This is a genomic window from Ruegeria sp. P10, from assembly GCF_056534925.1.
In genome coordinates, this window is sequence record NZ_JBQERJ010000012.1 from 17,129 (window position 1) to 43,116 (window position 25,988).

Here is a 25,988-nt window from a genome sequence, read left to right on the forward strand (position 1 = left end):
TGTTTCAAAATGAAATTTGCGCTAGCCCTGGTAATCGCTGAGACGAAAAAACCCGGCACTTTTGCGCCGGGCACTGACTGAAATTAGATTGGGGGTTGCTCATGTGCGCACACTCACAACGCTGGATTGAGCAACCTAATCAGTCACCTAGTCTAAGTAAATGGGGATGAGTGTCAACACGAGACCGGCTGACTTGCGCGTCATTCAGCATGGCTCAAACAGTCGCAATTAGGCGGCAAATGACACGGCAAACGATAGGTAACATTATGACTGAGATCTCGAAACTCACCGAACTGCGCAAATTGATGCAAAGCATGGAGCGCACTTTAGGCCTGGAAAAACTATCTCCGGTTGAACGCGACATCTACTATGCCGCCGAAGAGCTTTCCAAGTCCGATCAGGAAGTGCGCACATTCGGCCTGATCGAGCACACGTTGGTTCAAAGTGTTTCGCGCCCAACATTCTTTCGCGCACTGAAGTCGCTGGTCGAAAAAGGCTATCTTTCTCAAAGCGGCAGCGCCAACCGGGGACGGTATATCGTTCATGCACCCAAATGATGCGATCCACCCGCGCAAGAGGCCGTGATTACTTTGCGCGGGTGGGCTACTGAAACGCTTCTGGCCTCATTGGCCTATGTGCTGGCGTCGTTCCTTACATTCGCCGTCCTCATGCCGTTACAGAACGTGTTTTTCCCGGAATACCCAAGCAGGGCGAGCCTGTTGTTTCTGCCGCATGGCGTGCGGGTTCTGTCGGCGTGGCTGTTGGGGTGGCGCGCCGTTTTCGCATTGTTGCCCGGCGTGTTCATCGTTTTTGCCTATTTGGGTCAAACGGATGTGTTCCTGCCCAGCCGCCTGATGGCCATGGCGATTGCGGTTCTGACGGCCCCGATCGTGTTCTATCTTCTCAAGGCAATCGGGTGGGATCTGTTTCCCCGTCCGGATCGCAAACCCTGTTGGATATGTGTGATGGGCATCGGAATCGTAACGTCCTTCCTTGTCTCCGGGTTGACCAACCTGGCTTTTGGCAGCGCGACGGTGGAATATATCGCATTCCTGATCGGCGATATCTCGGGTTTGTTCTTTCTGATGCTGGGCCTGTATTTTGCTTTCCGGTTTGCCGACAAGCGCTCGGGCTGACGTGTTACCCCACCAAACCGCGTCGAAGCAGGTTCAGGCCCGCGATCAGCAATACCAACAAGGTCGCCTTGCGAAAGCTTGCCTGATCAATACGGTCCTGCAGCTTCATGCCGATCCACATCCCGGCCAGGGCCGGAACGATCAGGGCTGCCGAAAACTCAAGTGTTTCTGCATACAGAATGCCTGATCCAAGATGTGCGACCAGCAACAAAACCGCCCCCAAACCGTAGATTACGCCCTGAATTCGAATCTGTTCGGTCTTGGGGGTGTTCAGCGCCGTCAGATAGGCAACTGTCGGAGGCCCCCAAACTCCTGACATGCCGCCAACAAACCCAGCCAAGCCACCAACCACAGCCTCGACTGCGGTCGAGGGTTGGTTCAGCGCCATTCTGAACCCCAGAACCTGTAACAGCGCAAAAACTGACACAAAGCCGCCCATCAGAACCAGAAAGACAGACCCTGGGATCAATGCGACCAACTGTGCGCTCAGCAGCAGAAGAAGACCGCCAACAACAAGGAAGACCCGAAAGCGCCGAATCGAGGCAAACGCGGCGACACGGCCACCGCGAAGGGCCTGCAGCCCATTGGTCACCAGCGTCGGCAGGATAAGTCCCGCCAGGGTCAGATCCGGCGGCAGAAATGAATTCAACCCTGATACCAAAATCATGGGCATCGCGAAACCAACCATGCCCTTGACCCACCCAGAGGCAAACGCGATTGCCATGGCCAACAACAGTTCCTGCGGGGAAAGAATGGAAAACAGGGTCATGCCCCCTAGATATCATCTGGATTTTCTTCTGCATTGCAAAAATGGTGGGGTAATTTTTGAACTTTTTCGCAGCGTAATAAGTATTTTTGTTGCGCTGCACGTGCAGCATGATATGACCAGACGACCGAGGAAAGGACGCGATTCATGGCCCACGACGGACAGGATATGACCGAGATGACAACTGCTGCAGTTTTGCCCGATCTTCTGAATTTGACCCGGGCTGCCCTACCCGCGGTAGAAGCTGTTTTTGAAAAAGCCCGTGAATCCGTGCGCGACATGGTCTCGGCGGATGGCCGTATCTCTGGCGCTCTGATCGAGGCAAACCAGACCGCCGCGCATGGCCTGGCCTGGCTGGCCACGTATAACCAGTCGCTGCAACAGATGCAGCGCTGGGCCGAAGCACTTCAGGCCGAAGGCAAGTTCGGTGAGGTCGAGCAGTTGCTTCACCAGATCGCCTTTGGCGAGTACCTGCATCAGGTCGCAGGCGGCATCCCGATGAACCAGGGCGAAGTCGTGCGCCTTCAGGATATGGGTCTCGGCTGGGATGCGCTGTCGGGCTTTCAGTCGTCCGAAGTACAGACCTTGATGGCGCAGGCGAATTCACAAGCCGCACGCAGCCGTTTGGTCGAGCTGATGCAAGATCAGGCCGGCGCCACAATGTTCGGCGCGTCGGGCCTGGACGAAGAACTGGAAATGATCCGCGACCAGTTCCGCCGCTATGCGCAGGAAAAGGTCGAACCGTATGCCCATGAATGGCACCTCAAGGATGAGCTGATCCCGCTGGAAATCATCGAAGAACTGGCGGAAATGGGCGTTTTCGGGCTGACCATCCCGGAAGAGTTTGGCGGTTTCGGACTGTCCAAAGCATCCATGTGCGTCGTTTCCGAAGAACTGTCGCGTGGCTATATCGGCGTCGGCTCGCTGGGCACGCGTTCGGAAATCGCGGCCGAGTTGATCATTGCCGGCGGTACGGACGAGCAAAAAGCCAACTGGCTGCCAAAACTGGCCAGCGCTGAAATTCTGCCGACGGCTGTCTTCACTGAACCCAACACCGGCTCGGATCTTGGCAGCCTGCGCACCCGTGCCGTGAAGGACGAGAACGGTGATTACCGGATCACCGGCAACAAGACCTGGATCACCCACGCCGCGCGGACCCATGTCATGACGTTGCTGGCGCGGACCGATCCCGACAGCACCGATCACCGCGGCCTGTCCATGTTCCTGGCGGAAAAGACACCCGGCACGGACGACAATCCCTTCCCCACCCCCGGCATGACCGGTGGTGAGATCGAGGTTCTGGGATACCGCGGCATGAAGGAATACGAGCTGGGCTTTGACGGCTTTCACGTCAAGGGTGAAAACCTGCTGGGCGGTGAAGAAGGCAAGGGTTTCAAACAGCTGATGGAAACCTTTGAAAGTGCCCGTATCCAGACCGCCGCGCGCGCCATCGGCGTGGCGCAAAGCGCGCTGGATATCGCCATGCAATATGCCGTCGACCGCAAGCAATTCGGCAAATCGCTGATCAACTTCCCGCGTGTCTCGGGCAAGCTGGCAATGATGGCGGTCGAGATCATGATCGCGCGCCAGCTGACCTATTTCAGCGCATGGGAAAAAGACCACGGCCAGCGCTGTGATCTAGAGGCCGGTATGGCCAAGCTGCTTGGCGCGCGTGTGGCCTGGGCTGCGGCGGACAACGGGCTGCAAATCCACGGCGGAAACGGCTTTGCACTGGAATACAAGATCAGCCGCGTTCTGTGCGACGCGCGTATTCTTAACATTTTCGAAGGGGCGGCCGAGATTCAGGCACAGGTCATCGCACGACGTCTGCTCGGGTGACCCATTCCGGCAGCCCTGTTTCCCCGACTGGCCCGGCGCTTGCGCCGGGTCTTTTTCCTGTTTTGTACAATCTGTACGCGGTCCGAACCATGCAGAGTGTGTTTTGTACAAAACATACCATCGCCCCTCGTAGCCCGCGTGACGGTCACAAATGACCCACGTGTTTCAAAACTTCCCCCTTTGATCCCGCCCCTTTCACCGGTAGAGCATCAGCCGAACACGAGACGTCGAAATTAACTTTTGGGATACCGCATGACCCGATCTTTCCTTGCCATGTGTGCTGTTCTTGCGGCTCTTGCTCTGGCGGCTTGCACCACGTCTCAACCGACGGTGAGCCGGAACGATATTGATGCGCTGGCTCAGTCGATCCAGGCGCTCGGGTCGGATGTCGATCCGGCCGAGGCTCAGAGGGCGGCCACAATCGCCTATTCCTACTCGCAGCAGTTGGCACGGGATTGGAATGTCACCGACCCGGCTATCATCCACAACGCCAAGGTCATCAACGGGTTCCGCGAAAAGGGCCTGTGCAATGACTGGGCCGAAGCGATGACCAAACGCTTGCGGCAGGAAAATTTCCTGACGCTGGACCTGAACTGGGCCACGTCGCCGCCGACCCCGTTTCGCATCATCCACCATTCGGCATCGATCAGCGCCAAGGGGGACACAATGTATGACGGTATCATCCTCGACCCATGGCGCAACAGCGGTGCCTTGTTCTGGGCGCCGGTGCGTGAAGATACGCGCTATAACTGGAAACCCCGGCAGGAAGTGCGTGCGCAACTGCTGAACGGGTCTCTTCCTTACTGATCCGGTTCCAACAACATCCCCTATGCGCTAAGACCCAGCCATGACTCGTCTGATCCTGACCCTGCCCTTGTTGGCACTGTTCCAATGCGACAAGGACGAAACCGTCGCCGCCTATGGTGCGGCGGACCAGATTTGGGTGCTGCAGGAGATCGATGGTCAGCCCTATGAGGCGAGCGCTCTGCTGCGGTTTCCGGAAGAAGGCAGGATTGCCGGCAACGCTCCGTGCAACAGCTATGACGGAACACTCAACGCGCCTTACCCTTGGTTTGAGGTTCAGAACCTCAACGCGACGCGCGCCGCCTGCGCGGGACTCGAGGCGGAAGGGGTCTACTTTGCCGCCCTCATGGCCATGACCCAATCCGAGGTGTCAGGCAATGTTCTGATCCTGCGCAATGAGGACGGGCACGAGATGGTGTTCACAGCCGCCGAGTGACCTGATCCACGAACCGAGCCCGCGCTTCGGGCAGCGGATTATGCCCCAAAGACGGAGCAACGCGGTGCTCCAGGAAATATCCGGTTGTGCGCAGGGCCTCTGCGACCTCGGCATCGGGCGCAGTGCCCTCACCTCGCAGACAAGGCGGCAGAGGCAACAGCTTGTCAGCCCATTCCCCGGCGCCATTGGCGCTGACGGAACGGCCTGTTTTGGGGGATACATAGATCAATCCTTCGGTCACACCGGTCACGGCGCAGGCTGTCAGATCAAGGCCAAAGCCAAGTTCGTCAAGCAACGCGACCTCCCATCGCAGATAGGCCAGAGGCCAGACCTCGTCCTGCCCCAACAGATCCATCAACTGTTCCGTCCGGGAATAAAGCGCGGGGTGTGGTTCCCGTTCGGGCAGACAAAAGGACAACAGCGAAACGACCGCGTTCAGCCCGGACAAGGCCAGCCGCCCTGAAAAAGCGGCTGCCGCGCGGGACCGCAGGGGTTCGACCTGAAAGGTGCCGATATGTTCTTCCAGCCGCGCACGCCACAGCACGTCCAATTGCGCCCCAGGTTGCAGGATCGGCGCGATCTTGCGGCTGGTCCCGCCGCGCATCACACCTGCGTGGCGCCCGTGGCCTTCGGTAAAGACCTCGATGATCGCCGCTGTTTCACCATGGCGGCGTAATGTCAGGAGTATTCCGTGATCGCGCCAGTCCAAAACCTGACCCTGTTGCTGGTTTGGTTGGTTCGCAGAAAATCCCAAGCGACGTTGGCACGCAAGAGCGGAAGTGCTTCAACCCCTTTTCAGCGCGTGTTCTTTTCCGAAGCTGCCATAGTTTTGTGACTTCGCGCCACCCGGCTTGTACGTGTTTTTACGACCCCCAACTGCGCTTCAACAAAAGGGGCCGCAGCATGATCGATGACGAACCGAAACCCGCCACATATTACGACGAACTCGAAATCTGGACACCGGATCCAACGGCGGCAGACATGCAGGTCTATGAGACATTTGCGTCAGCCATCGTCGAACTTGTGCAGGTTTTGGATGACAACAAGCCGATGTTGTCGAGGGATGTCTACGCACGCTTTTCTGCCTCTCTGCTGCACCTGTCCAGGGTGTTGGGCGAGTATGAAGACGGGTGGAACGGCGGACATGGCGCGTAATCCCAAGACATGCAAAGACTGAAGGGCAGAGCATCGGCTTTTCATTGCAACGGTCCAGTCCGATATAGCGACCAGACCTGACCACGGTGGATTCCGTTGTGCCTCAACATGAACCCGCCGCCATTCCTCAGATCACCAATGTGCCCCGGCAGAACGCGCCTGCTGCCCCTTGGTCGATGGAAACCCCTCTGTCGTCCGGGGTATCGCCAACTGCGGGCAAAAGAATGCGTTGCTTTAATCCCGTTCAGGCCATAATGTTCTACTTATGTTCCAAAACGGGATTCCCAAAATGTCTCTTAATTACGTCATGATCGGTTCCAACGACGTTGCCAAGGCACGCAGCTATTACGACGCGGTTATGCCCCGGATCGGCGGAAAGGTCGTCGCTGAGTATATGCCGCATGCCGTATGTTATGAGCTGCGCGGCGGCGGATGCATATGGGTCGCGACACCGTTCGACAAAAAAGACGCGACGATCGGCAACGGAAACATGGTTGGCCTGCTGTGCCAAAGCACAGAGGAAGTGCGTGAGGCGCACGCGGCCGCGCTTGCAAATGGCGGAACAAACGAAGGTGATCCGGGGGACCGCCCCCAATATGGCCCAAACTTTTTTGGTGCCTACGCACGCGACCCCGATGGGAACAAGATGAGCTTTGTCTATTTTGGCGACGCGGATTGATGGCCCCGAGCATCGTCTGCGACCGCGAACAAGAAAGACCCAAGCCAGCGTGAAGTTCAGAACGTCACACCCGCATGAACCAGAATTCCTATGACCATCAGCAGGTTCAGCACCATCGAGATACCGTTGCCCACATAGATGGGCAACTTGCCGACCACCAGACCATATGCGAACCACAGGAAGGACAGCCCGGCATAAAGCGACCAGGACAGAAGCGACTGACCAGTAGCGTGTTCGGAATGGGTGAAGTAGAGCTTGATCAGTTGCGGAAGCGTGGCAAAAGGACCAACAACCCCGACAAAGACCATGAAGCTTTCGAAACGCTGCATCCAGTGGCCGAGTTCCGATTTTTCCAGTTTCTCAGCAAGCGTTTTAGCCACGAAAGCACCTCTTGGTTGCGCCTGTCCACAGGGCAAGCCAGCCCTGCCAGTGTAATTGCCGGGGTAAAATAGTCATTTTGGTCTCTGCGTCAAAGACCCGTCTGTACCGTGGTCACTCCAGCCCTTCTTCGCCCAGCAGGTGCCGCCCCTGCCGGTCTTCGACCTCGATCACCCAGAGGTCGGGGTCAAAGCTGCGTTGGCGCTGAATGGCCTGGTCCACGTCACCTTCAAGGCCGGACGAGAGTTCGACCCATTTCCGTTCGCCACTCATCAGATCAAAGCTGCGTTGGAAGGCAACGGCCTGCCCGTTTAGTGTGTTCAGCTTGACCAGAACTGCGCCTGCGGTGTCATCGCCATGGGCAACCACATAGGCCGGGATATCCTGAAATCGCAGCCGCGCCAGATAGGCGTGAACCCAGAATTCCGCCGTCAGCCGCGTCATGCGTTTCCGTCTTTGAAATCCAGCCCCATTTCCGAATACCGCTCGGATTCTTCCAGCCAATTGGGCCGGACCTTCACTTGCAGGAACAGGTGAATCCTGCGGTCGAGGAATTCTTCCAGCTCGGCCCGTGCGGCCTGACTGACGGCCTTGATCGTCTCGCCCTTCTTGCCCAGAACGATGCCCTTGTGGCCGTCGCGCATGACATAGATGACCTGATCGATCTTGGCAGAGCCGTCTTTGCGCTCTTCCCAGTTTTCGGTCTCGACGGTCAGTTGATAGGGCAATTCCTGATGCAGACGCAGGGTCAGCTTCTCGCGCGTCATTTCGGCGGCGATCATGCGCAGGGGCAGATCGGCGATCTGGTCTTCGGGATACAACCACGGGCCTTCAGGCAGTTCAGAGGCCAGCCACTTGCGCAAATCCTCGACGCCGTGTCCCTTTTCAGCAGAGATCATGAAGGTTTCGGCAAACGGGTAGCGCGCGTTCAGGTCACTGGTCAGCGCCAGCAGCTTCTCGGACGGCACCTTGTCGATCTTGTTGATGGCCAACGCGATCGTGCGGCCCTGCCCGATCTCTTCCAGACCTTCTAGAATGCGCTCGACGCCTTCAGTAATGCCACGATGCGCCTCGACCATGAGCACAACGATGTCGGCATCCGCGGCCCCGCCCCATGCGGCGGCGACCATGGCGCGATCCAGTCGGCGGCGGGGTTTGAACAGGCCCGGCGTGTCGACGAAGACCAGTTGCGCGTCGCCTTCCATCGCCACGCCGCGGATACGCGCGCGGGTGGTCTGCACCTTATGCGTCACGATCGACACCTTGGCCCCGACCATGCGGTTCAGGAGGGTGGATTTGCCCGCATTGGGCTCTCCGATCAGGGCGATAAATCCGGCGCGTGTGGTCATGTGTCTGGCAATCCTGTCTGCAACTGCGCCCCCCTATAGCAGAAAGGGGCGGCGGGCCAGAGGGATTTGTCGCATTGCAGCCCTGCACTTGCAGTGGCAGGACAGGATTAGATGCCCAGCCAGTTCCAGCCCGGCAGCAAATCCTTTCAGTGAGGTTGTCATGAAACGTCGCGAGTTTCTTCTTGGAAGCGGTGCCGCCGCTGGTGCGTTTGGGTTGGGCGGATGGTCGCTGGCGGCAGGCAATGCGGCGCAGGAGCTGGTGCTGCAACCCGCCAGTTACCGGCTGCGCGAAGGGCTGACCACAGGGATGGTCAGCCTGTCGCCCGATGCGCCGCCGCCGATTCTGTATGGGCGGCAGGGCGAGCCTATGCGGCTGAGCGTTCGCAACACCTTGCCGGATTATACCTCGATGCACTGGCACGGGCTGCGCATTCGAAACGGGATGGACGGGGTGCCCTACCTGACCCAAATGCCCATCGGCGAGGGCGAAAGTTTCGCCTATGAGTTCACGCCGCCGGATGCGGGCACGTATTGGTATCATCCCCATTGCATGACGATGGACCAGATGGCGCGCGGGCTGACCGGCGTGATGGTGATTGCCGAGCCGGACGAGCCGGGGTTCGACAGCGAACAGGTGATCAATCTGCGGGATTTCCGTCTGGACGAGGATGACGCGTTCCTGCCTGCCTATACGGCGCGAGGTGCGGCGCGGGCGGGCACGTTTGGCACGGTGCAGACCGCCAACTGGCAGAGCGAGGCGGTCTATGAACACACGGCGGGTAGTCTGGTGCGACTGCGGGTGGTCAACACGGACACGACCCGCATCTATAGGTTGCATCCTGAGGGGGCCGAGACCCGGATCATCGCCTGGGACGGGCATCCGGTCGAGATCGATCTGCCGGTGCCAACGGCGGACGAACCGCTGTTTCTGGGCCCCGGTCAACGGGTGGATATTGCCGTCCGGATGCCCGAGGGCGAAGGGCAGTCGGCGGACCTGATAGCCAAGTTTCCCGGTCAACCACATCGCGCCATGGCGCGCTTGCGGGCGACCGGCACATCAGCGGCGCGCGATCTGCGAGAGCTGCGCCCATTGCGTGCAAACCCTGTCGCGCGCCCAGATCTTGATCAGGCCGAGTTGCATGAATTCGTGTTCGGCTGGACCCCGGAAGGCGGCGCCCCGAATGACGGGTTCTGCGGGTCGTTGGGCTATAGTTTCTGGTCGATCAACCGCACACCCTGGCCGGGCGATGCGGCGCAGGAAACCGGGCCGCTGGCCGTGCTGCAACGGGGCAAGAGCTATGTTTTGCGATTGCGCAATGAATCGCCCAATCTGCACCCGATCCACCTGCACGGGCTGGCCTTCGTGCCGCTGCGATCCAACCTGCGCACCCTGCCACCGCTGATGACGGACACGATGCTGCTGTTGAAGGATGAGGTGGCGGATATCGCACTGGTGGCGGACAACCCCGGCGACTGGGCGTTTCATTGCCATGTGATCGAACATCAGAAAACCGGGCTGACCGGGTTCATTCGCGTGGAGTGATCAATGAAAACCGTCGGCCCGACACCGGACCGACGGATAGTACGGGTCAGATCACGGGTGACGGCGCAGGATGGGGTTCAGCACGGCCACAAACACGATACCGTACAAAACGTGTCCGATCAGCGCGACCCATGTGATGCCGACAAAGTTCAGGAACGGTGGCAGACCGGCAAAGGTCGTGACACCTCCGATAGCAAACACCCACAGACCGAAACCATAGATTGCCGAGGCTACAAAGATGTGGGCCGGACCCAGAACCTTGACCCAGATTGGCTGGAAAATAAGGAACCAACCCAAAGGATAGGCAATCAGGCCGACAATGTAGAAATGCACAAAGAAGCCCAGAAAAGCGTTGCTGGGCAGGCCCAGACTGGACAGCAAACTCTGCGCCAGACCTTCGGGTGACAGGTTGGCCCAGCCGATCCCGGGACTGACAACCTGCCCCCAGAAATCGAAGGCCATGGTTGCCACAAACCCGGCAATGAACAGAAAGCCGATATTGACGAGCGAGAGTTTAGCACGTTGCATTAGATTGCCTTTTTTATGTTGTTTCCTGAGTGCTTTGACCTGCCGTAGCCTGACTGGTGCCAAAACGACTGATACCCAGATACAGGTCGTCTGTCGTGGCTTCTATAGTCTTCAAGTTAGATTGAAGTTTGTGACAGGTCGAGCTTAGACAGAGATCAGCCGACCCGCTCCAGCAAGGCCTTGGCGGCCGCCTGTTCGGCCTGGCGCTTGGAACCTGCCGTGGCTTGTGCCTCGGTTCCGTCCTGAAGGCGGGCGGCGATGGTGAAGACGGGGGCGTGGTCGGGGCCGCTGCGTTTGACCTCGACATAGCTGGGTGGTTTCTGGCCGCGCGCCTGCGCCCATTCCTGAAGCGCGGTTTTGGCGTCGCGGGCGTCGGCCTCGACCTTGTGGATGCGGTCCCCCCAGAGGGCGAGGATGACATCGCGGGCGGCCTCAAACCCCGTATCCCGATAGATTGCAGCGATCACGGCCTCCATCGCGTCGCCCAGCAGCGCTTGCTTGCGACGGCCACCGGACAGCATCTCGGACCGGCCTAGTTTCAACACCGCGCCCAGGTCAATCTGGCGGGCCACATCAGCGCAGGCTTCTTTGCGGACCAGTGCGTTGAACCGTGGGGCCAACTGACCCTCGGACGCCTTCTTGTCTGCTTCAAGCAGCGCAGTGGCCATGACAAGGCCCAGCACCCGGTCTCCCAGAAACTCCAGCCGCTGATTGTCGGGGCGGGTGGACGAAGACACCGAGCCATGGGTCAGCGCGCGCACCAGCAGTTCGGGGTTTTTGAACTCATACCCCAATCGCCGCTGGAACGCCTTTATTTCAGCCGAGAGCTTCATTTGACCGCCTTGAAGAACCGATCACCGCGCCATGTCCAGAAGAACAGCATCGAACGGCCCGCGGACGAGAACATGATCCGGTCGGCACGACCGATCAGGTTTTCGTAAGGCACGTATCCGACACCACCGGCAGATTGCGGCAGACGGCTGTCGCTGGAATTGTCACGGTTGTCACCCATGAAGAAATAATGACCCTCGGGCACGGTATAGATGCCGGTATTGTCCGATGCCTGGTTGCCGATATTCAGCACGTCATAGGACACACCGTTGGGCAGGGTTTCGATCAGGCGCGACTTTTCACAGGTACCACCGATTCCAACAGGGCCGTTTTCACAGCGGGGGCGCAGGCGCTGCGGGCCTTGCGGTTCGGCAATTTCAGTAAACACGCCGTCGGGCTGCTGAGGAACCGGAGTGCCATTGAGGATGATCTGGCCATTGCGGACCTGGATCCGGTCGCCCGGCAACCCAATCAGGCGTTTGATATAATCACGCCCGGTGACCGGATGGCGAAAGACGATGACATCGCCACGTTCGGGATCACCGCCCCAGATACGGGTATTGTCTTCGCCCTGCATCCAGCCACAGATATCTTCGGCATCCACGTTCAGGCCGACGCTGGGGATGATCAGGCTGGGGCAGGATGCGTAGGAATAGCCATAGGCCATCTTGTTGACGAAGAGGAAATCGCCGATCAGCAGCGTCTGCTTCATCGAGCCCGAGGGGATCCAGAACGGTTGAAAGAAGAGGGTGCGGAACACGCCGGCAATCAACAGCGCGTAGACGATGGTCTTGATCGTCTCCCAGACGGGATTTCCGGTTTTGGCGTCCTCGGCCATTCTGCTCGCTCCAGTTCTTTGCTTGGCTTCGCTGCTACATGCGGGGGGGATGGGGGCAAGTCAAGGCTGCGCGGGCTGATCTTGAACCGGACGCGCCTCGATCACCACAAAAGCCTGCGCCCAAGGGTGATCATCGGTCAGGGTGACGTGGATGATCGCCTCGTGCCCGTCGGGGGTCATTTCCTTGAGGCGCTCGGCGGCCCAGCCGGTCACGTGCATCACCGGTTGGCCGGTGCGCAGATTGGTGACGGCCATGTCCTTCCACGAAATGCCCATGCGCAGGCCGGTGCCGAGCGCTTTGGAACAGGCCTCTTTCGCGGCCCAGCGTTTGGCATAGGTTCCGGCCGTATCGGCGCGGCGTTCGGCCTTGCGCTGTTCGGTGTCGGTGAAGACCCGGTTGCGGAAGCGGTCGCCGAACCGGTCGAGCGTGCCCTGGATGCGGTCGATGTTTGCGAGGTCTGTGCCGATTCCGAGGATCATGACAACCGCACCGTGAGGATCTTGTAACTCGCCACCCCGAAGAACCCGGCAAAGGCGAAATCGAACCAGCGGCGGGCGCGGCGGTAGGTTCGAACCAGGCGTTCGGAGGAAAACAGAAACGCATAGCCGATAAAAATCATCAACGATCCAGCATAGAGCATGGTGAAATAGCCCAGCAGCATCGAAAGGCTGGCATCGCTGGGGGCGACGATGGCATAGATCGAGCCCCAGCTGAGGATCGCCTTGGGGTTCGTCAGGTGGATGGCGGCACCTTTGGCGAAGATCGTCGGCAGCGCGCCCGTGACCGGTCTGCCCAAAGCGACCTCATCCGCGGTCATCGCGCGGCGCAGGGCCTTGAGGGCCAGCCAACCCAGATAGGCCACGCCGACATAGCGGATCACTTCGAACACCCAGACATTGGCCAGCATGATCGCCGACAGGCCAAGCGCTGCAGCAATGCCCCAGGCGGCGGACCCGGCACAGATGCCCAGCGCGAAGACCAGACCAGCGCGGCGGCCTTCGTTCATGGCGGTTCCGGCAATGCCCATCGTGGCGGGGCCCGGAGAGCCCCCGGCCATCAGCCAGGCGAACCAGATGGCGACAAAGCCGGGGGTGATCACGCGCGCGCCTCGTCCATCAGGCGACGCATTGCCTGAATGGCCGGGGTCATGCCCAGAAAAATCGCCTCGCCAATCAGGAAATGACCGATATTCAGCTCTTTTACTTCTGGGAAAGCGGCAACCGGTTTTACGGTGTCATAGGTCAGGCCATGGCCCGCATGAACCTCGAGCCCAAGCGAATGGGCGAAGGTGGACATCTGGCGCAGCGACTCAAGCTCGCGTTCGGCATCTTCCATGCGACCTTCGGCATGGGCGTCGCAATAGGCGCCGGTGTGCAGCTCGATCACTTCGGCACCAATGCGATGCGCGGCTTCGATCTGACGCTGATCGGCGGCAATGAAGATCGACACGCGGCAGCCGGCCTCACGCAGGGGCGCGATGAAATGCGCCAGCTTGTTTTCCTCGCGCGCGACTTCAAGCCCGCCTTCGGTCGTGCGCTCTTCGCGCTTTTCAGGCACGATGCAGACCGCGTGAGGATTGTGGCGCAGGGCGATTTTCTGCATCTCGGGCGTCGCGGCCATCTCAAAATTCAGCGGCACCGACAGAACCTCCATCAACCCGTCGATATCGGCGTCCGAGATATGGCGTCGATCTTCGCGCAGATGCGCGGTGATGCCATCCGCCCCCGCTTCTTCCGCCAGTTTGGCAGCGCGCAGCGGATCTGGATAATCCCCACCCCGCGCATTGCGCACGGTGGCCACGTGATCGATGTTCACACCCAGACGCAGATGGTTCTCAGACATCACTCGATTCCTTTTGCATGTTTCTGCCCGAGCCTAGAGGCTCTGCCGAAGAAACGGCAGCCGAATCTTCGGCCAAACGCTTGATTTCCTCGAACTTCGCCTTGATCCTGGCGCGGCGGCGCTGCTGATACGTCAGGATCAGCGGCAGGCTGAGGTAATAGCAGATCACCCCCGCAACGACGCCCGGAATGATCCCACCGATCATATAGGGATAGAAGACGTCATCGTAGAACTGCGACAGCCCGTGCCAGTCGGCCACGCGATCCGTAAACAACGCCAGAAAATTGTTCTTGAGGTCCCCTATGGCGCTGGCGAATTTGCCCATCAGCCCTTGTGTGTCGCCTTCTTCGTATTCTGTCCCCAGCAGGAAATGCCCAGTCTGAAGACAGATCACCCCGATCGGAACATAGGTGAGCGGGTTGCCAAAAAACGTGCCGCTGAGCGCGGCCAGAATATTTCCCTTGATCAGCCGGGCACCGATGGCGGCGACAAGAAAATGCAACCCGTAAAACGGCGTAAAGGCCGCGAAAACACCCGCCCCTATACCGCGCGCGATCCGGTCAGGGGTATCCGGCAAGCGCCGGACGCGGTGTTTCACGTAATGGAAGGCGCGGGTCCATCCGCCACGCGGATAGACGAAATCCGATGCAATCTGGACTGGAGAGCGTCGGTCTCGGCGCTTGAATACCACCCGTGATCACCCCTTCTCAGCCAGCCGCGGTCGCGGTTTTGGTCCGGTCCCGATAACGTTCGACCGCTGCAACGTCGCTTTCCGCCTCCAGCATCAGCATGAGTGAATGAAGCTGTTCAAGGTCGCGCAGTTCGACATTGATCAGAAGGCGGTAAAAATCCGGTTTGCGGTCAACAAATTCCAGGTTCGAGATATTGGCCTTTTTCTCGCCGATCAATGTGCAAATACGCCCCAGAACCCCGGCATCGTTGCCAATGGTCAGATCCAGCGTCGCGCCATAGACGGCCGGGTGCGTGCCCGAATGCCAGTGCAGATCGACCCACCGGTCAGGTTCGCCTTCGAACTCGCTGAGCCGATCGCAATCGATGGCATGCACGACCACGCCCTTGCCCCGATAGGTGATACCGACGATACGTTCCCCCGGCAGCGGCTGACAGCAGGGGGCCCGGTCGAACTTCTGCCCCGGCTCCAGGCCAATCACCGCACGGCGCAGCGGAATGGCGTCGCCGTCGTCCTTGGCAAGTTCGGGATAGACGGCCTGAACCACCTCATGTGCGGTCAGTTCGGCGCTGCCAAGGCGGGCCAGCAGCTCGTGCCGGTCTTTCAGGCGCAGGTGTTTTGCTGCGGTATCCAGCGCCTTGTCGGTCGCCTTGCGGCCCACGTGCTCGAACCCGGAACGGGCAAGTTCCTTGCCCAGCTTGATGAATCGTTCCCGATCCACCTCGCGCAGGGCGCGGCGAATGGCGGTACGGGCCTTGCCGGTGACTGCAATCTCCAGCCACGTGACCTGCGGCGTCTGACCATCGGCGGTAATGATGTCCACGGACTGGCCATTCTTGAGCCGCGTCCAGAGCGGAACGCGGATCCCGTCAACCTTGGCCCCGACACAGGCATGACCGATCCGGGTGTGAATGGCATAGGCAAAATCGATCGGCGTCGCGCCACGCGGCAGCTTCACCACGTCGCCCTTGGGGGTGAAACAGAACACCTGGTCCGAATACATCTCGAGCTTGACGGCCTCGAGGAAGTCTTCGTGATCTTCCTCGTTGTCGAACTGCTCGGTCAGATTGGAAATCCATTTGGCCGGGTCGACGGCGAACGGGTTCTCGGTGCGCACACCGTCGCGATAGGACCAATGCGCCGCGACCCCGGTTTCGGCCACGTCGTGCATCTGGCGGGTGCGGATCTGGACCTCGACCCGTTTGCCGTCCCGGCCCGACACCGTGGTGTGGATCGAACGGTAACCGTTCGATTTGGGCTGGCTGATGTAGTCCTTGAAGCGCCCCGGCACCGCGCGCCAGCGCTGGTGGATGGCCCCCAGGGTTCGATAGCAGTCTTCCTCGGTCTGGGTGATGATGCGGAACCCATAGATGTCGGACAGGCGCGAAAAGCCCTGATCCTTTTCCTGCATCTTGCGCCAGATCGAATAGGGTTTCTTGGCGCGGCCGAACACCTCGGCCTCGATCCCGGCCTTTTCCAACTCGTGCCGCATGTCGCCGGTGATGCGATGGATCACGTCGCCGGTCTCGCGTTGCAGGGTAATAAAGCGACGGATGATCGACTGGCGGCCTTCGGGATTGAGAACACGGAAAGCCAGGTCTTCCAGTTCCTCGCGCATCCACTGCATACCCATCCGGCCCGCAAGCGGTGCGTAGATGTCCATCGTCTCGCGGGCCTTGACGATCTGTTTTTCGGGACGCATCGCCTTGATCGTCCGCATGTTGTGCAAACGGTCGGCCAGCTTGACCAGGATCACGCGCAAGTCCTTGGACATGGCCATGAACAGCTTGCGGAAGTTCTCGGCCTGCTTGGTCTCGCGACTGGACAGTTGCAGATTGGTCAGCTTGGTGACGCCGTCGACCAGTTTGGCGACTTCATCCCCAAAAAGTTCAGCCACCTTGCCATAGTTGGCCTTGGTGTCTTCGATCGTGTCGTGAAGCAGCGCCGTGATTATGGTCGCATCATCCAGACGCTGTTCGGTCAGGATAGCGGCAACGGCAACGGGATGAGTGAAATAGGGCTCGCCGGAATGGCGGAACTGCCCTTCGTGCATCTGCTGGCCAAATTCATAGGCCAGCGCAATGCGGTCAGCATTCGTCTTGGGATTGTAGTTGCGGACCAGCGCAATCAGATCGTCAGCAGAAATCATCCGGTCCGCACCTTCGTCTTCAGGGCTTACCCCTGCCCTTGAGCCTCCATCAGAGCGCGCAGGAGCTTCTCTTCCGACATGTCGTCCATGGCGGGTCTGTCCGTTTCGGCACCCATCAGCAGCGCCATCTGATCTTCTTCGGGCTCATCAACCTCGATCTGGGTCTGGTTGGCCTCGATCAGGCGCTCGCGCAGTTCGTCCGCGCTTTGGGTTTCATCGGCGATCTCACGCAGAGACACGACAGGGTTCTTGTCGTTGTCGCGGTCAACGGTAATCGATGCACCGGCGGAAATCTCACGCGCCCGATGGGCGGCGAGCATCACCAGCTCGAACCGGTTTGGAACCTTGTCTACGCAATCTTCAACCGTCACGCGGGCCATTGGGCGCTCTCCGTTTCTGAATCCATGTCAGGAAGGGGTTTATCTAAGCGCGAATCCGCGCCTTGACAAGCAGGAAATGCTGCATTTGCACGGATCACAGCGCCGTGACCGCCGCAACCTCTGCCGCGGGAAGGGTCTGGATCATCTCGCAGACCGTGCGACCCAGAACCGGATGACGCCAGTCGGGCACGATATCGGCCATCGGCACCAGGACAAAGGCGCGATCCTGAAGGCGCGGATGCGGCAAGATCAACTGATCCGGTGCCTCTTGCCTTTGCGCGTCGGTCGGCAGGGTCCGCCAGCGATCAAACGTGGCGCGATTCGGCAGGACCTGATCTTCGAAACAGACCAGATCCAGATCCAGCGTCCGCATCCCCCAGCGCTGCACCCGTTCACGCCCGAATTCCTGTTCCACCTCGTGCAGCACCTGCAACAGCTGCGACGGAGATTTCTCGGTCGCAATCAGCGCCGCAGCATTCACATAATCCGGGCCTGCCCCGGCGGGAAAGCACGGGGTGGAAAAAAAACGACTGACGGAGCGAATCACCACATCGTGACGCGATAACGCGTCAAGCGCGTTCTGAAGTGTTACAGCGGGACCATTTCCTCTCAAATCGAGATTTGCGCCCAGCGCAACAACGGCATTTGGCATGGATTTGCTCATGTGATACCCTACATTCGACCCATTGCATACTTGCGATAATCGACAGAAGTTCTAATTATAGGCGTACCAGGGCGCGTCATTTTATCACTCACTCACTCACGTAACGCGGCACGCACTGGATTATACCGGAAGGGAACATTTATGTTTTATAAAGACGAACGGCTAGCGCTGTTCATCGACGGCTCGAATCTTTATGCCGCGGCAAAAGCACTCGGTTTCGACATTGACTACAAACTTCTGCGGCAGGAATTCATGCGCCGCGGCAAGCTTCTTCGGGCCTTCTATTATACAGCGCTGCTGGAAAACGACGAGTATTCGCCGATCCGCCCATTGGTTGACTGGCTGCATTACAACGGCTTCACCATGGTTACGAAACCGGCCAAGGAATACACCGACAGCATGGGGCGTCGGAAAGTCAAAGGAAATATGGATATCGAGCTTACCGTCGATGCCATGGAACTGGCGCCGCGCGTCGATCATATCGTGCTGTTCTCGGGTGATGGGGATTTCCGCCCGCTGATCGCCAGCCTGCAACGGCAGGGCGTGCGCGTATCTGTGGTTTCGACCATCCGCAGCCAACCGCCGATGATCTCGGACGAACTGCGCCGCCAGGCCGACAATTTCATCGAACTGGAAGATCTGCGCGATGTCATCGGTCGCCCGCCGCGTGAAATGCCGACGGAGCATCGCAGCGTCGCTGTTGCCAGCAACAGCTGACAAGGCGACAAGCCTGTCATGATGGGGAAAAAATTTGCGCGGTCAGGACATCAGTCCTGGCCGCGCTTCTTTAACAAGGTACAGGTGCTTAAACATCACCCGAGTAGCAACGATTCGTGTCAGATGAATGACAATGTCCTGTCTGGACCAAGGCCGGGAAAAGACTTACCTGTGCCACAAGGAGACAGCCTGATGAAAAAGCCGCCACTGACACTTTACCTTGCCGCCCCACGCGGGTTCTGCGCCGGTGTGGACCGTGCCATCAAAATCGTTGAGATGGCTTTGCAGAAATGGGGACCACCGGTCTATGTGCGCCACGAGATCGTGCACAACAAATTCGTGGTCGATGGCCTTCGCGCCAAAGGGGCTGTGTTTGTCGAAGAATTGCAGGAATGCCCCGATGACCGCCCGGTGATCTTTTCCGCCCACGGTGTTCCGAAATCCGTTCCCGCCGAGGCTGCCCAGCGCGAGATGATCTATGTGGACGCCACCTGTCCTCTGGTTTCCAAGGTGCATGTCGAGGCGCAGCGCCACGCGGACGCGGGGTTGCAGATGATCATGATCGGCCATAAAGGCCATCCCGAAACCGTGGGCACCATGGGGCAGCTGCCCGAGGGCGATGTGCTGCTGGTCGAGACCGTGGACGACGTGGCCACGGTGCAGGTGCGTGACCCGGATAAGCTGGCCTTTGTCACCCAAACCACCCTTTCGGTCGATGACACCAAGGATATCATAGCCGCCCTTCAGGCCCGGTTCCCGGCCATTGTCGGACCGCACAAGGAAGATATCTGTTACGCCACCACCAACCGGCAGGAAGCGGTGAAAGCCGTGGCCCCCAAGGCGGACGCCTTGCTGGTAGTAGGCGCGCCGAACTCATCGAACTCGCGCCGTCTGGTCGAGGTTGCCTCGCGCGAGGGGTGCCAGTACGCGCAGCTGGTCCAGCGCGCCACCGAGATTGACTGGCGCGCGCTCGAGGGTATCTCGACCGTGGCTGTCACCGCAGGCGCGTCGGCCCCGGAGGTTCTGGTAAACGAGGTGATCGAAGCGTTCAGCGCGCATTATGATGTCACCGTCGAGCCGGTCGAGACCGCCGTTGAAAACGTCGAGTTCAAAGTTCCCCGCGTGTTGAGGCAACCGGCGTGAACGGAGTGCCGAAAGCGCCTCTCTATCTGGGGCTGGCGGGACTGATCCCGTTTATCTGGGGCGCCCTGACCTATCTGAATGGCGATCTGAATGCCTGGGGCGCGCAAACCTTTGGCCCGCGTTTCGTGGGCCCTTATGTGCAACTGTTCTATGGATCAGTCATCCTCAGCTTCATGTCCGGTGTACTCTGGGGTTTTGCCACCAAGACATCGGGCAGCAAGGCGGCCCTGTGTTATCTGTTGTCGGTTCTGCCCGCGCTTTGGGCCTTTGCCATGACAGGTGGTGGGCCGGTGAATGCGGGCACCAATCTGATGTATGGGTTCGCTGGTTTGTTGTTGCTGGATGCCCTGTTTTCCTACTGGCGCCTGACACCGGTCTGGTGGATGCGGTTGCGCATCCTGCTGACCGCGGTCGTATTGGCCAGTCTTGCAGTCGGAGTCTATCTGTGACCGATGAACGTACGATCACCGCTTATACCAACAGGGTGGCGGAATATCTGAAGATCCCTCTGCCGCCCGAGCAGCTTGAGGCCCGACAGGCTTTTGCTGATGCGGTCGGCCCAAGCAGCTATGTGCTGGATTTGGGGTCCGGGCCGGGATCGGACAGCGGGTTCCTGATGCGTCAGGGGCTGAAGGTTCGCGCGCTGGATGCAACGCCGGCCTTTGTTGAACATGCGCGCGAAAACGGTGTGGATGCTCATCTGGGTACGTTCGATGACGTCACCGAGACAGCCGAATATGACGGTGTTTACGCCAGCTTTTCCCTGCTGCACGCGCCGCGCGCTGATTTCCAGCGGCATCTGAATGCGATCCACAGGGCTCTGAAACCCGGTGGACAGCTGTTTCTGGGGATGAAGCTGGGCACTGGTGAACATCGGGATGATCTGGATCGTTATTATTCCTATTACACGGAGGCCGAGATCGAGGACGCCTTGAACAAGGCCGGGTTCACGATTGACCGCGCAGTCCATGGCATGGGCAAAGGCCTGGCCGGATCGTATGACGGATATATCCTGGTGTTCGCCCATGCCTGAATTGTTTGCCTATACAGACGGTGCCTGTTCCGGAAACCCCGGCCCCGGAGGCTGGGGCGTGCTGTTGCGCGCGATGGACGGGGACAGCGTTCTGAAAGAGCGTGAGCTGAACGGGGGTGAGGCCGAGACGACCAACAACCGGATGGAGTTGCTGGCCGCCATCAGCGCGCTTGAAGCGCTGGAGCGACCGTCGAAGATAACCGTCGTCACCGACAGTGCCTATGTGAAGAACGGCGTCACTGGCTGGATTTTTGGTTGGAAACGCAACGGCTGGAAAACCTCGAACAAGAAACCGGTCAAGAATGTCGATCTTTGGCAGCGTCTGGACGAGGCGCAGGAACGGCATGATGTGACATGGGAATGGGTCAAGGGCCACGCAGGCCACCCCGAGAATGAAAAAGCTGATGAGCTGGCCCGGGCCGGAATGGCGCCGTTCAAACCGAAAAAGGCACAGGCGTGACCGCGCTGACGCTGCTGGACTATGCCTCGGTTCTGATCTTCGCGTTGACGGGGGCACTGGTGGCCAGCCGTGCCCAGCTGGATCTGGTGGGATTTGCCTTCATGGCCTGCCTGACTGCCGTCGGGGGCGGCACTGTACGAGACCTTTTGCTGGATCGTCACCCGATCTTTTGGGTCGGGCAGCCGGATTACATCCTGATCGCAGTCGCGGCGTCGGTCCTGGTGTTCTTTACCGCACATCTGGTGGAAAGCCGCTATAACTGGCTGGTCTGGCTGGACAGTTTTGCACTGTCAGTGGCTGTTGCGGCCGGAACCGGCGCGGCATTGTCGCTGGATCAGTCCGGGGTCATTGTCGTTTTGATGGGTGTGACGACCGGATGCCTGGGCGGGCTGATGCGCGATGTGGTCTGCAACGAAGTGCCGCTGGTGCTGAAACAAGGTGAGCTTTATGTGTCCTGCGCCTTTACAGGTGCCCTGACGGCGGTTCTGGCTGCCCGATTGGGGACAGAGCCTGCGTTTTCTCTGGCTCTCTGCGCCTTGGTGTGCTGGGCGTTGCGTGCCGGGTCGTTGATGTTTGGCTGGCAATTGCCGGTCTACAAAAGCCGTCCGCCGCGCAACTGAGCCCGATAGTGGACGCCAAAGCGGCTGGCTGATACCCCTTTTGAAAGCACAGCCCGGAGGCCAACGTGACATTCAGACTTGCATCCATCACAGCCTGCCTGGCCCTGCTCGCCTCATGCGGCGCGTATTACACCCCTGTCAGTTTTGTTGCGCAGGGCGACCAGATCATCGCCTCGGGCACGATTGACGAGACAACGCTGTCTGCCTTTGAGGAAGTGACAGCCCAAAACCCCGAAGCCCGCACTTTGGTTCTGCAATACATTGAAGGATCGGTTGATGATGACGCCAATGTCATCTTCGCCCGCGAAGTGCACAGGGCCGGGTTCGATACTGTTGTTCCATCGAACGGTCTGGTTGCCAGCGGCGGCACCGATCTGTTCCTGGCCGGAAACCGCCGCGTGCTGCAACCGGGGGCCTGTGTCGGTGTCCACAGCTGGGCCGGGTCGGGTCTGGTGGCCACCGACTTGCCCGAGGACGATCCCGAACATGACCGATACCTGGATTATTTCAAGGATATCGGCGTGGACGAGGAGTTTTACTGGTACACTCTGTTCGCAGCCCCGGCCGACAGCATCCACTGGATGACCGCCGCCGAGGCGAACCGGTTCGATTTGACCACCAGGGGTGCTCCGGCACTTGGGTCTGCGACGGTGTGCGACGAACGGTAAGTCAACCGTTCAGCAAGCGCGCGCCGATTTCCTTGACGAATTTCGCGGCCACCATCGCCGTCATGCCATAGGGGTCGCGATGCGGGTTGAGCTCGACGATATCCGCCCCGACCAGCTGACCTTTGAACCGGTGGATCAGGTCGATAACCTCGCGCGTGCTCAGCCCACCGGGTTCATAGTGCGAGACGCCCGGGGCAAAGGCCGGGTCCAGCGCGTCCAGATCAAGGGACAGATAGACCGGGCCATCGAATGAAATCTGCAAGTCGGGGCGCCAGTTGCGCATGTCGATCACCTCGACGCCGAACTTGTTGGCCTGTTCGCGCTGATGGGCGTTCATGGTGCGGATGCCGACCTGCACCAGACGCTTGACCGGGCAGGTCTCCATCACCCGCGCAAAGGGGCAGCCATGGCCGAGCGGGCCGATATCCTGCGTGTCGTACAGATCCGGGTGGCTGTCGATATGCAGGATGTTCAGGCCTTCGTACCGATCTGCATGGGCCTTGATCAGCGGATAGGCCACGGAATGGTCGCCGCCCAGCGACAACAGGCGTGCGCCGGTTGCGATCCGCTTCGCCGCTTCGGCCTCGATCCGGTCAATCGGTTCCTGCCCGCGCATTTCGAACACATCCAGATCGCCGGTATCCCTGAATTTGGCGCTTTCACCCAGATCGGTACCATCTTCGGCGGTCAGGTTGGCGGCACCGGAATGCAGCGCTTCGCGGATGCGTCCGGGTGCGAAGGCCGGCCCTTGCAGGAACGAGGAATGCAGATCCAAAGGAACACCCATCAGAGCGACATCACCCGGCTTCAAATCATACGGCATCATCATTCCCCTTTTTCGTTGAATGTGATCTGGACGGAGGAAGGGCACCGGGTCAAGGGGTTAGCGGCGCAGGTAGGTCTGCCAGATCCAAATCACAAGCAACGCGCCCAGAACCGCCCCGACAAAACCAGACAGCCACCCCATAACGGTAACAAGAAACCGCAGCAGCGCCCCTCCGATCAGGGCCCCCACGATACCGATCAACATGGTCGTCGGGATATCCGCCTCGATCCGCATCAGGCGGGTGGCAAGAAACCCTGCCGCTGCACCGATGATGATCAGGGCGACGATTGGCATGTCACTTCCTCCAGTGGGTCGGCACGATGATCAGGGCACCAACAGAGGAAATCACCGCATCCAGCCCCGGAGGACCAAAGCTGATACCGAACATGATACGGACGAAATAGAACAGGAACGCCCCGCCCACACAGATGATGATGGATTGCAAATAGCCGTTATGGGTGAAACCGGTCTGTTCGGACAGATATCCGACGATCCCGGCAATCACGACAGTGCCCACCATCACCATGAACATATGGCTTTACTCCGAAGACATCCGGGTGCCGATCGGGATTGGCCAGCCCCGCACGAACGTTTCCTTATCCTGCGCGCCTTTGCCCGCCCTTTGCAAGCGCAGCAGTTCTATGGCGCCCTGCCCGCAAGCCACATACAGATCGTCATTCAGAACTTCGCCCGGCGCGCCCTGCCCTTCGGCCAGACGCGAAGCGAGGAGTTTTACCCGGTTGCCGTCGATCTCGGTCCAGGCCCCGGGAAAGGGCGACAGCCCGCGGACCTGCCGATCGACCTCAACCGCCGGGCGCGACCAGTCCACGCGGGCCTCGGACTTGTCGATCTTGGCGGCATAGGTGACACCAATCTCGGGCTGCGGATCAGGGGTCAGGCCGGGCAGCTTTGCCAACGCCTCAACGATCAAGGCCGCGCCCATCGCCGAGAGCCGGTCATGCAGTTTCGCAGTGGTTTCCTCGGGCCCGATATCGGTGGCCTGCCGCAACAGCACGGGGCCGGTATCAAGGCCCGCCTCCATTTGCATGATACAGACGCCAGTTTGCGCATCGCCCGCCATGATCGCGCGGTGGATCGGAGCCGCCCCGCGCCAGCGCGGTAACAGGCTGGCATGAATGTTCAGGCAGCCATGAGCCGGCGCATCAAGGATGGGCTGGGGCAGGATCAGCCCATAAGCCACAACCACCGCCACATCCGCGTTCAGTGCCGCAAAACTGTCCTGCTCCTCGGCCGGTTTCAGCGAGGTTGGGTGACGCACGTCCAGACCCAGCGCCAGGGCCCGCGCGTGAACCGGTGTCGGGCGATCCTTCTTGCCCCGCCCCGCCGGGCGCGGGGGTTGGCAATAGACGGCGGCGATCTCATGCCCGGCCTCGACCAGCGCATCCAGAACCGGCACCGAGAAGTCAGGGGTTCCCATGAAAACAACGCGCATCTTTACCCCTGTTTCTTGGCTTTGCGCAGCAGCATGTCGCGTTTGACCTTGCTGAGCCGGTCAAAATACATCCGGCCATTCAGATGGTCGATCTGGTGCTGGACACTGGTGGCCTCGATGCCGACAAAATCGCGACGGTCCACCACGCCCTGCTCGTTCAGGAATTTGACAGTCACCGCGCGCGGGCGTTTTACCTTGGCCGACACGCCCGGCAGGTTCGGACTGGCTTCTTCATGTTCACGCAGTTCGATCGAGCTGTGCAGGATTTCCGGGTTCGCCAGACGCACGGCCTTGCCCCGCTCGGCCGACCCATCGACCACGGCCAGACGCAACATCACTCCGATCTGCGGCGCGGCCAGACCGACACCGGGCATCGCCTCCATCGTGTCGATCATGTCCTGCCAAATCCGGCGAATGTCATCGGTGATTTCAGTCACCTCATCCGCCTTTGTGCGCAAGCGTTTGTCAGGCCAAGGCAGACAGGTGCGGACGGTCATGCGCGCGCCCGTTCACGTTTGAGCTTTTGCATCTTGCGGGTAATCATCTGCCGTTTCAGCGGTTTGAGGTAATCGATGAACAGCTTGCCGTTCAGATGGTCGATTTCATGCTGCACGCAAGTGGCCCAAAGACCGTCGAACGTCTCCTGTCGCAGGTTTCCCTTCTCGTCCATCCAGGTGACATCGACCACCTTGGGGCGGGTCACTTCGGCATATTGATCCGGGATCGACAGGCATCCTTCTTCGTATACATTGGTTTCCTCGGAAGAGGCGATGACCTCGGGGTTGAACATGATCAGCGGGCGCGGGGTCTCGCCTTCTTCCTTGATGCAATCCAGCACGATCAACCGTTCCAGCACACCGATCTGCGGGGCGGCAAGGCCAATCCCGGGCGCGTCATACATGGTTTCCAGCATGTCGTCAGCCAGCGTGCGCAGCTCGTCCGTCAGGTCGGATACGGGCGCGCAGACCTTTTTCAGGCGGGGATCGGGATGGATCAGGATAGTGCGTTTCATGAGGCTGATTTAGGCCATCCCGCCCCGCGCCGCAACGCCCCCCTTGC

At 59.7% G+C, this 25,988-nt stretch carries 36 protein-coding genes; 15 read left to right on the top strand and 21 right to left on the bottom strand.

The window, feature by feature from the left end:
* Positions 1-266: 266 nt before the first annotated feature.
* A complete protein-coding gene (locus tag ACR0FB_RS18005; RefSeq protein WP_152457096.1) occupies positions 267-557 on the top strand; it encodes a hypothetical protein in 291 nt (96 codons plus the stop codon).
* 24 nt (positions 558-581) lie between these two features.
* On the top strand, positions 582-1,136 hold the full coding sequence (locus tag ACR0FB_RS18010; protein WP_348539545.1) for a hypothetical protein: 555 nt from the start codon (positions 582-584) through the stop codon (positions 1,134-1,136).
* Positions 1,137-1,140: 4 nt separating this feature from the next.
* Here ACR0FB_RS18010 and ACR0FB_RS18015 read toward each other — a convergent pair whose 3' ends face one another.
* Complete coding sequence (locus tag ACR0FB_RS18015; protein ID WP_171637544.1) at positions 1,141-1,905, bottom strand: sulfite exporter TauE/SafE family protein; 765 nt, start codon at positions 1,903-1,905, stop codon at positions 1,141-1,143.
* Between the two features lie 144 nt (positions 1,906-2,049).
* Here ACR0FB_RS18015 and ACR0FB_RS18020 point away from each other — a divergent pair, with 144 nt between their 5' ends.
* The 3 genes from ACR0FB_RS18020 (at position 2,050) to ACR0FB_RS18030 (ending at position 4,981) form a co-directional block, all read left to right on the top strand.
* Positions 2,050-3,741, top strand: a complete 1,692-nt coding sequence (locus ACR0FB_RS18020) for an acyl-CoA dehydrogenase family protein (protein ID WP_210093768.1) — start codon at positions 2,050-2,052, stop codon at positions 3,739-3,741.
* 252 nt (positions 3,742-3,993) lie between these two features.
* On the top strand, positions 3,994-4,548 hold the full coding sequence (locus ACR0FB_RS18025) for a hypothetical protein (protein ID WP_480621549.1): 555 nt from the start codon (positions 3,994-3,996) through the stop codon (positions 4,546-4,548).
* A gap of 40 nt (positions 4,549-4,588) precedes the next feature.
* A complete protein-coding gene (locus tag ACR0FB_RS18030) occupies positions 4,589-4,981 on the top strand; it encodes an META domain-containing protein (RefSeq protein ID WP_171637551.1) in 393 nt (130 codons plus the stop codon).
* Here ACR0FB_RS18030 and recO read toward each other — a convergent pair.
* Positions 4,965-5,690: a DNA repair protein RecO gene (recO, locus tag ACR0FB_RS18035; protein WP_480621550.1), complete on the bottom strand. Its 726-nt coding sequence runs from the start codon at positions 5,688-5,690 to the stop codon at positions 4,965-4,967. The genes ACR0FB_RS18030 and recO overlap by 17 nt on opposite strands.
* A 194-nt stretch (positions 5,691-5,884) precedes the next feature.
* On the opposite strand from recO, the gene ACR0FB_RS18040 reads away from it, so the two are divergent.
* Together ACR0FB_RS18040 and ACR0FB_RS18045 are read left to right on the top strand one after the other, a co-directional pair.
* Entirely contained in the window at positions 5,885-6,136 is a 252-nt protein-coding gene (locus ACR0FB_RS18040) for a hypothetical protein (RefSeq protein WP_171637553.1), read from the top strand.
* A 289-nt stretch (positions 6,137-6,425) separates the two neighbouring features.
* On the top strand, positions 6,426-6,815 hold the full coding sequence (locus tag ACR0FB_RS18045) for a VOC family protein (RefSeq protein WP_171637555.1): 390 nt from the start codon (positions 6,426-6,428) through the stop codon (positions 6,813-6,815).
* A gap of 56 nt (positions 6,816-6,871) precedes the next feature.
* Here ACR0FB_RS18045 and ACR0FB_RS18050 read toward each other — a convergent pair whose 3' ends face one another.
* From ACR0FB_RS18050 to era, 3 genes are all read right to left on the bottom strand, one after another.
* On the bottom strand, positions 6,872-7,195 hold the full coding sequence (locus ACR0FB_RS18050; RefSeq protein WP_171637557.1) for a SemiSWEET transporter: 324 nt from the start codon (positions 7,193-7,195) through the stop codon (positions 6,872-6,874).
* A gap of 112 nt (positions 7,196-7,307) precedes the next feature.
* Positions 7,308-7,637 (bottom strand): DUF1491 family protein, encoded by a 330-nt coding sequence (locus ACR0FB_RS18055; protein ID WP_171724856.1) that lies wholly within the window; start codon positions 7,635-7,637, stop codon positions 7,308-7,310.
* Positions 7,634-8,542 carry a GTPase Era gene (gene era, locus ACR0FB_RS18060; protein ID WP_171169156.1) on the bottom strand — a complete coding sequence of 303 codons (909 nt, stop codon included), beginning with the start codon at positions 8,540-8,542 and terminating at the stop codon, positions 7,634-7,636. The genes ACR0FB_RS18055 and era overlap by 4 nt, the downstream gene beginning before the upstream one ends.
* A gap of 160 nt (positions 8,543-8,702) precedes the next feature.
* Here era and ACR0FB_RS18065 point away from each other — a divergent pair, with 160 nt between their 5' ends.
* A complete protein-coding gene (locus ACR0FB_RS18065) occupies positions 8,703-10,085 on the top strand; it encodes a multicopper oxidase family protein (RefSeq protein ID WP_480621551.1) in 1,383 nt (460 codons plus the stop codon).
* 51 nt (positions 10,086-10,136) lie between these two features.
* On the opposite strand, the gene ACR0FB_RS18070 is transcribed toward ACR0FB_RS18065, so the two are convergent.
* From ACR0FB_RS18070 to folK, 10 genes are all read right to left on the bottom strand, one after another.
* A complete protein-coding gene (locus ACR0FB_RS18070; RefSeq protein ID WP_171637561.1) occupies positions 10,137-10,613 on the bottom strand; it encodes a hypothetical protein in 477 nt (158 codons plus the stop codon).
* Positions 10,614-10,768: 155 nt separating this feature from the next.
* Complete coding sequence (rnc, locus tag ACR0FB_RS18075; protein WP_171637563.1) at positions 10,769-11,446, bottom strand: ribonuclease III; 678 nt, start codon at positions 11,444-11,446, stop codon at positions 10,769-10,771.
* Positions 11,443-12,282: a signal peptidase I gene (gene lepB / locus ACR0FB_RS18080; protein ID WP_480621552.1), complete on the bottom strand. Its 840-nt coding sequence runs from the start codon at positions 12,280-12,282 to the stop codon at positions 11,443-11,445. Before lepB ends, rnc begins: the two co-directional genes overlap by 4 nt.
* Before the next feature lie 60 nt (positions 12,283-12,342).
* Positions 12,343-12,762 carry a holo-ACP synthase gene (acpS, locus tag ACR0FB_RS18085; RefSeq protein ID WP_171637565.1) on the bottom strand — a complete coding sequence of 140 codons (420 nt, stop codon included), beginning with the start codon at positions 12,760-12,762 and terminating at the stop codon, positions 12,343-12,345.
* The gene (locus ACR0FB_RS18090) at positions 12,759-13,382 is read right to left on the bottom strand and encodes a LysE family translocator (protein ID WP_209835292.1); all 624 of its coding nucleotides are present in this window, start codon (positions 13,380-13,382) and stop codon (positions 12,759-12,761) included. Before ACR0FB_RS18090 ends, acpS begins: the two co-directional genes overlap by 4 nt.
* Positions 13,379-14,125: a pyridoxine 5'-phosphate synthase gene (locus ACR0FB_RS18095; RefSeq protein WP_480621553.1), complete on the bottom strand. Its 747-nt coding sequence runs from the start codon at positions 14,123-14,125 to the stop codon at positions 13,379-13,381. The genes ACR0FB_RS18090 and ACR0FB_RS18095 overlap by 4 nt, the downstream gene beginning before the upstream one ends.
* Complete coding sequence (locus tag ACR0FB_RS18100; protein ID WP_171724853.1) at positions 14,118-14,816, bottom strand: DUF2062 domain-containing protein; 699 nt, start codon at positions 14,814-14,816, stop codon at positions 14,118-14,120. The genes ACR0FB_RS18095 and ACR0FB_RS18100 overlap by 8 nt, the downstream gene beginning before the upstream one ends.
* 16 nt (positions 14,817-14,832) lie before the next feature.
* A complete protein-coding gene (locus ACR0FB_RS18105; RefSeq protein ID WP_171637571.1) occupies positions 14,833-16,965 on the bottom strand; it encodes a RelA/SpoT family protein in 2,133 nt (710 codons plus the stop codon).
* Between the two features lie 26 nt (positions 16,966-16,991).
* Positions 16,992-17,345, bottom strand: a complete 354-nt coding sequence (gene rpoZ, locus ACR0FB_RS18110) for a DNA-directed RNA polymerase subunit omega (RefSeq protein WP_480621554.1) — start codon at positions 17,343-17,345, stop codon at positions 16,992-16,994.
* 94 nt (positions 17,346-17,439) lie between these two features.
* Positions 17,440-18,009, bottom strand: a complete 570-nt coding sequence (gene folK, locus ACR0FB_RS18115; protein ID WP_480621555.1) for a 2-amino-4-hydroxy-6-hydroxymethyldihydropteridine diphosphokinase — start codon at positions 18,007-18,009, stop codon at positions 17,440-17,442.
* Positions 18,010-18,150: 141 nt separating this feature from the next.
* Between folK and ACR0FB_RS18120 the strand changes: the two genes are divergently transcribed.
* The 7 genes from ACR0FB_RS18120 (at position 18,151) to ACR0FB_RS18150 (ending at position 22,650) form a co-directional block, all read left to right on the top strand.
* Positions 18,151-18,726, top strand: coding sequence for a LabA-like NYN domain-containing protein (locus tag ACR0FB_RS18120; RefSeq protein WP_117869875.1), 576 nt, complete (start codon positions 18,151-18,153; stop codon positions 18,724-18,726).
* A 192-nt stretch (positions 18,727-18,918) separates the two neighbouring features.
* Positions 18,919-19,869, top strand: coding sequence for a 4-hydroxy-3-methylbut-2-enyl diphosphate reductase (ispH, locus tag ACR0FB_RS18125; RefSeq protein ID WP_152457074.1), 951 nt, complete (start codon positions 18,919-18,921; stop codon positions 19,867-19,869).
* The gene (locus tag ACR0FB_RS18130; RefSeq protein ID WP_171637574.1) at positions 19,866-20,318 is read left to right on the top strand and encodes a DUF3429 domain-containing protein; all 453 of its coding nucleotides are present in this window, start codon (positions 19,866-19,868) and stop codon (positions 20,316-20,318) included. Before ispH ends, ACR0FB_RS18130 begins: the two co-directional genes overlap by 4 nt.
* Positions 20,315-20,902: a class I SAM-dependent methyltransferase gene (locus ACR0FB_RS18135; protein WP_480621556.1), complete on the top strand. Its 588-nt coding sequence runs from the start codon at positions 20,315-20,317 to the stop codon at positions 20,900-20,902. The genes ACR0FB_RS18130 and ACR0FB_RS18135 overlap by 4 nt, the downstream gene beginning before the upstream one ends.
* Complete coding sequence (gene rnhA / locus ACR0FB_RS18140) at positions 20,895-21,362, top strand: ribonuclease HI (RefSeq protein WP_152457071.1); 468 nt, start codon at positions 20,895-20,897, stop codon at positions 21,360-21,362. The genes ACR0FB_RS18135 and rnhA overlap by 8 nt, the downstream gene beginning before the upstream one ends.
* Complete coding sequence (locus ACR0FB_RS18145) at positions 21,359-21,982, top strand: TRIC cation channel family protein (RefSeq protein WP_171637576.1); 624 nt, start codon at positions 21,359-21,361, stop codon at positions 21,980-21,982. The genes rnhA and ACR0FB_RS18145 overlap by 4 nt, the downstream gene beginning before the upstream one ends.
* A gap of 65 nt (positions 21,983-22,047) precedes the next feature.
* Positions 22,048-22,650 carry a COG3904 family protein gene (locus ACR0FB_RS18150; RefSeq protein ID WP_171724849.1) on the top strand — a complete coding sequence of 201 codons (603 nt, stop codon included), beginning with the start codon at positions 22,048-22,050 and terminating at the stop codon, positions 22,648-22,650.
* Position 22,651: 1 nt separating this feature from the next.
* Here the strand turns inward: ACR0FB_RS18150 and speB are convergent, their stop codons facing one another.
* The 6 genes from speB to def (ACR0FB_RS18180) are packed head-to-tail and all read right to left on the bottom strand — an operon-like array spanning position 22,652 to position 25,941.
* The gene (gene speB, locus ACR0FB_RS18155; RefSeq protein ID WP_171724848.1) at positions 22,652-23,473 is read right to left on the bottom strand and encodes an agmatinase; all 822 of its coding nucleotides are present in this window, start codon (positions 23,471-23,473) and stop codon (positions 22,652-22,654) included.
* 60 nt (positions 23,474-23,533) lie between these two features.
* The gene (locus tag ACR0FB_RS18160) at positions 23,534-23,770 is read right to left on the bottom strand and encodes a GlsB/YeaQ/YmgE family stress response membrane protein (RefSeq protein ID WP_171637580.1); all 237 of its coding nucleotides are present in this window, start codon (positions 23,768-23,770) and stop codon (positions 23,534-23,536) included.
* Between the two features lies 1 nt (position 23,771).
* Complete coding sequence (locus ACR0FB_RS18165; protein ID WP_480621557.1) at positions 23,772-24,008, bottom strand: hypothetical protein; 237 nt, start codon at positions 24,006-24,008, stop codon at positions 23,772-23,774.
* Positions 24,009-24,014: 6 nt separating this feature from the next.
* Positions 24,015-24,929, bottom strand: coding sequence for a methionyl-tRNA formyltransferase (gene fmt, locus ACR0FB_RS18170; protein WP_480621558.1), 915 nt, complete (start codon positions 24,927-24,929; stop codon positions 24,015-24,017).
* Positions 24,930-24,931: 2 nt separating this feature from the next.
* Entirely contained in the window at positions 24,932-25,426 is a 495-nt protein-coding gene (def, locus tag ACR0FB_RS18175) for a peptide deformylase (protein WP_171120283.1), read from the bottom strand.
* Positions 25,423-25,941 (bottom strand): peptide deformylase, encoded by a 519-nt coding sequence (gene def, locus ACR0FB_RS18180; protein WP_171637587.1) that lies wholly within the window; start codon positions 25,939-25,941, stop codon positions 25,423-25,425. Before def (ACR0FB_RS18180) ends, def (ACR0FB_RS18175) begins: the two co-directional genes overlap by 4 nt.
* Between the last annotated feature and the right edge of the window lie 47 nt (positions 25,942-25,988).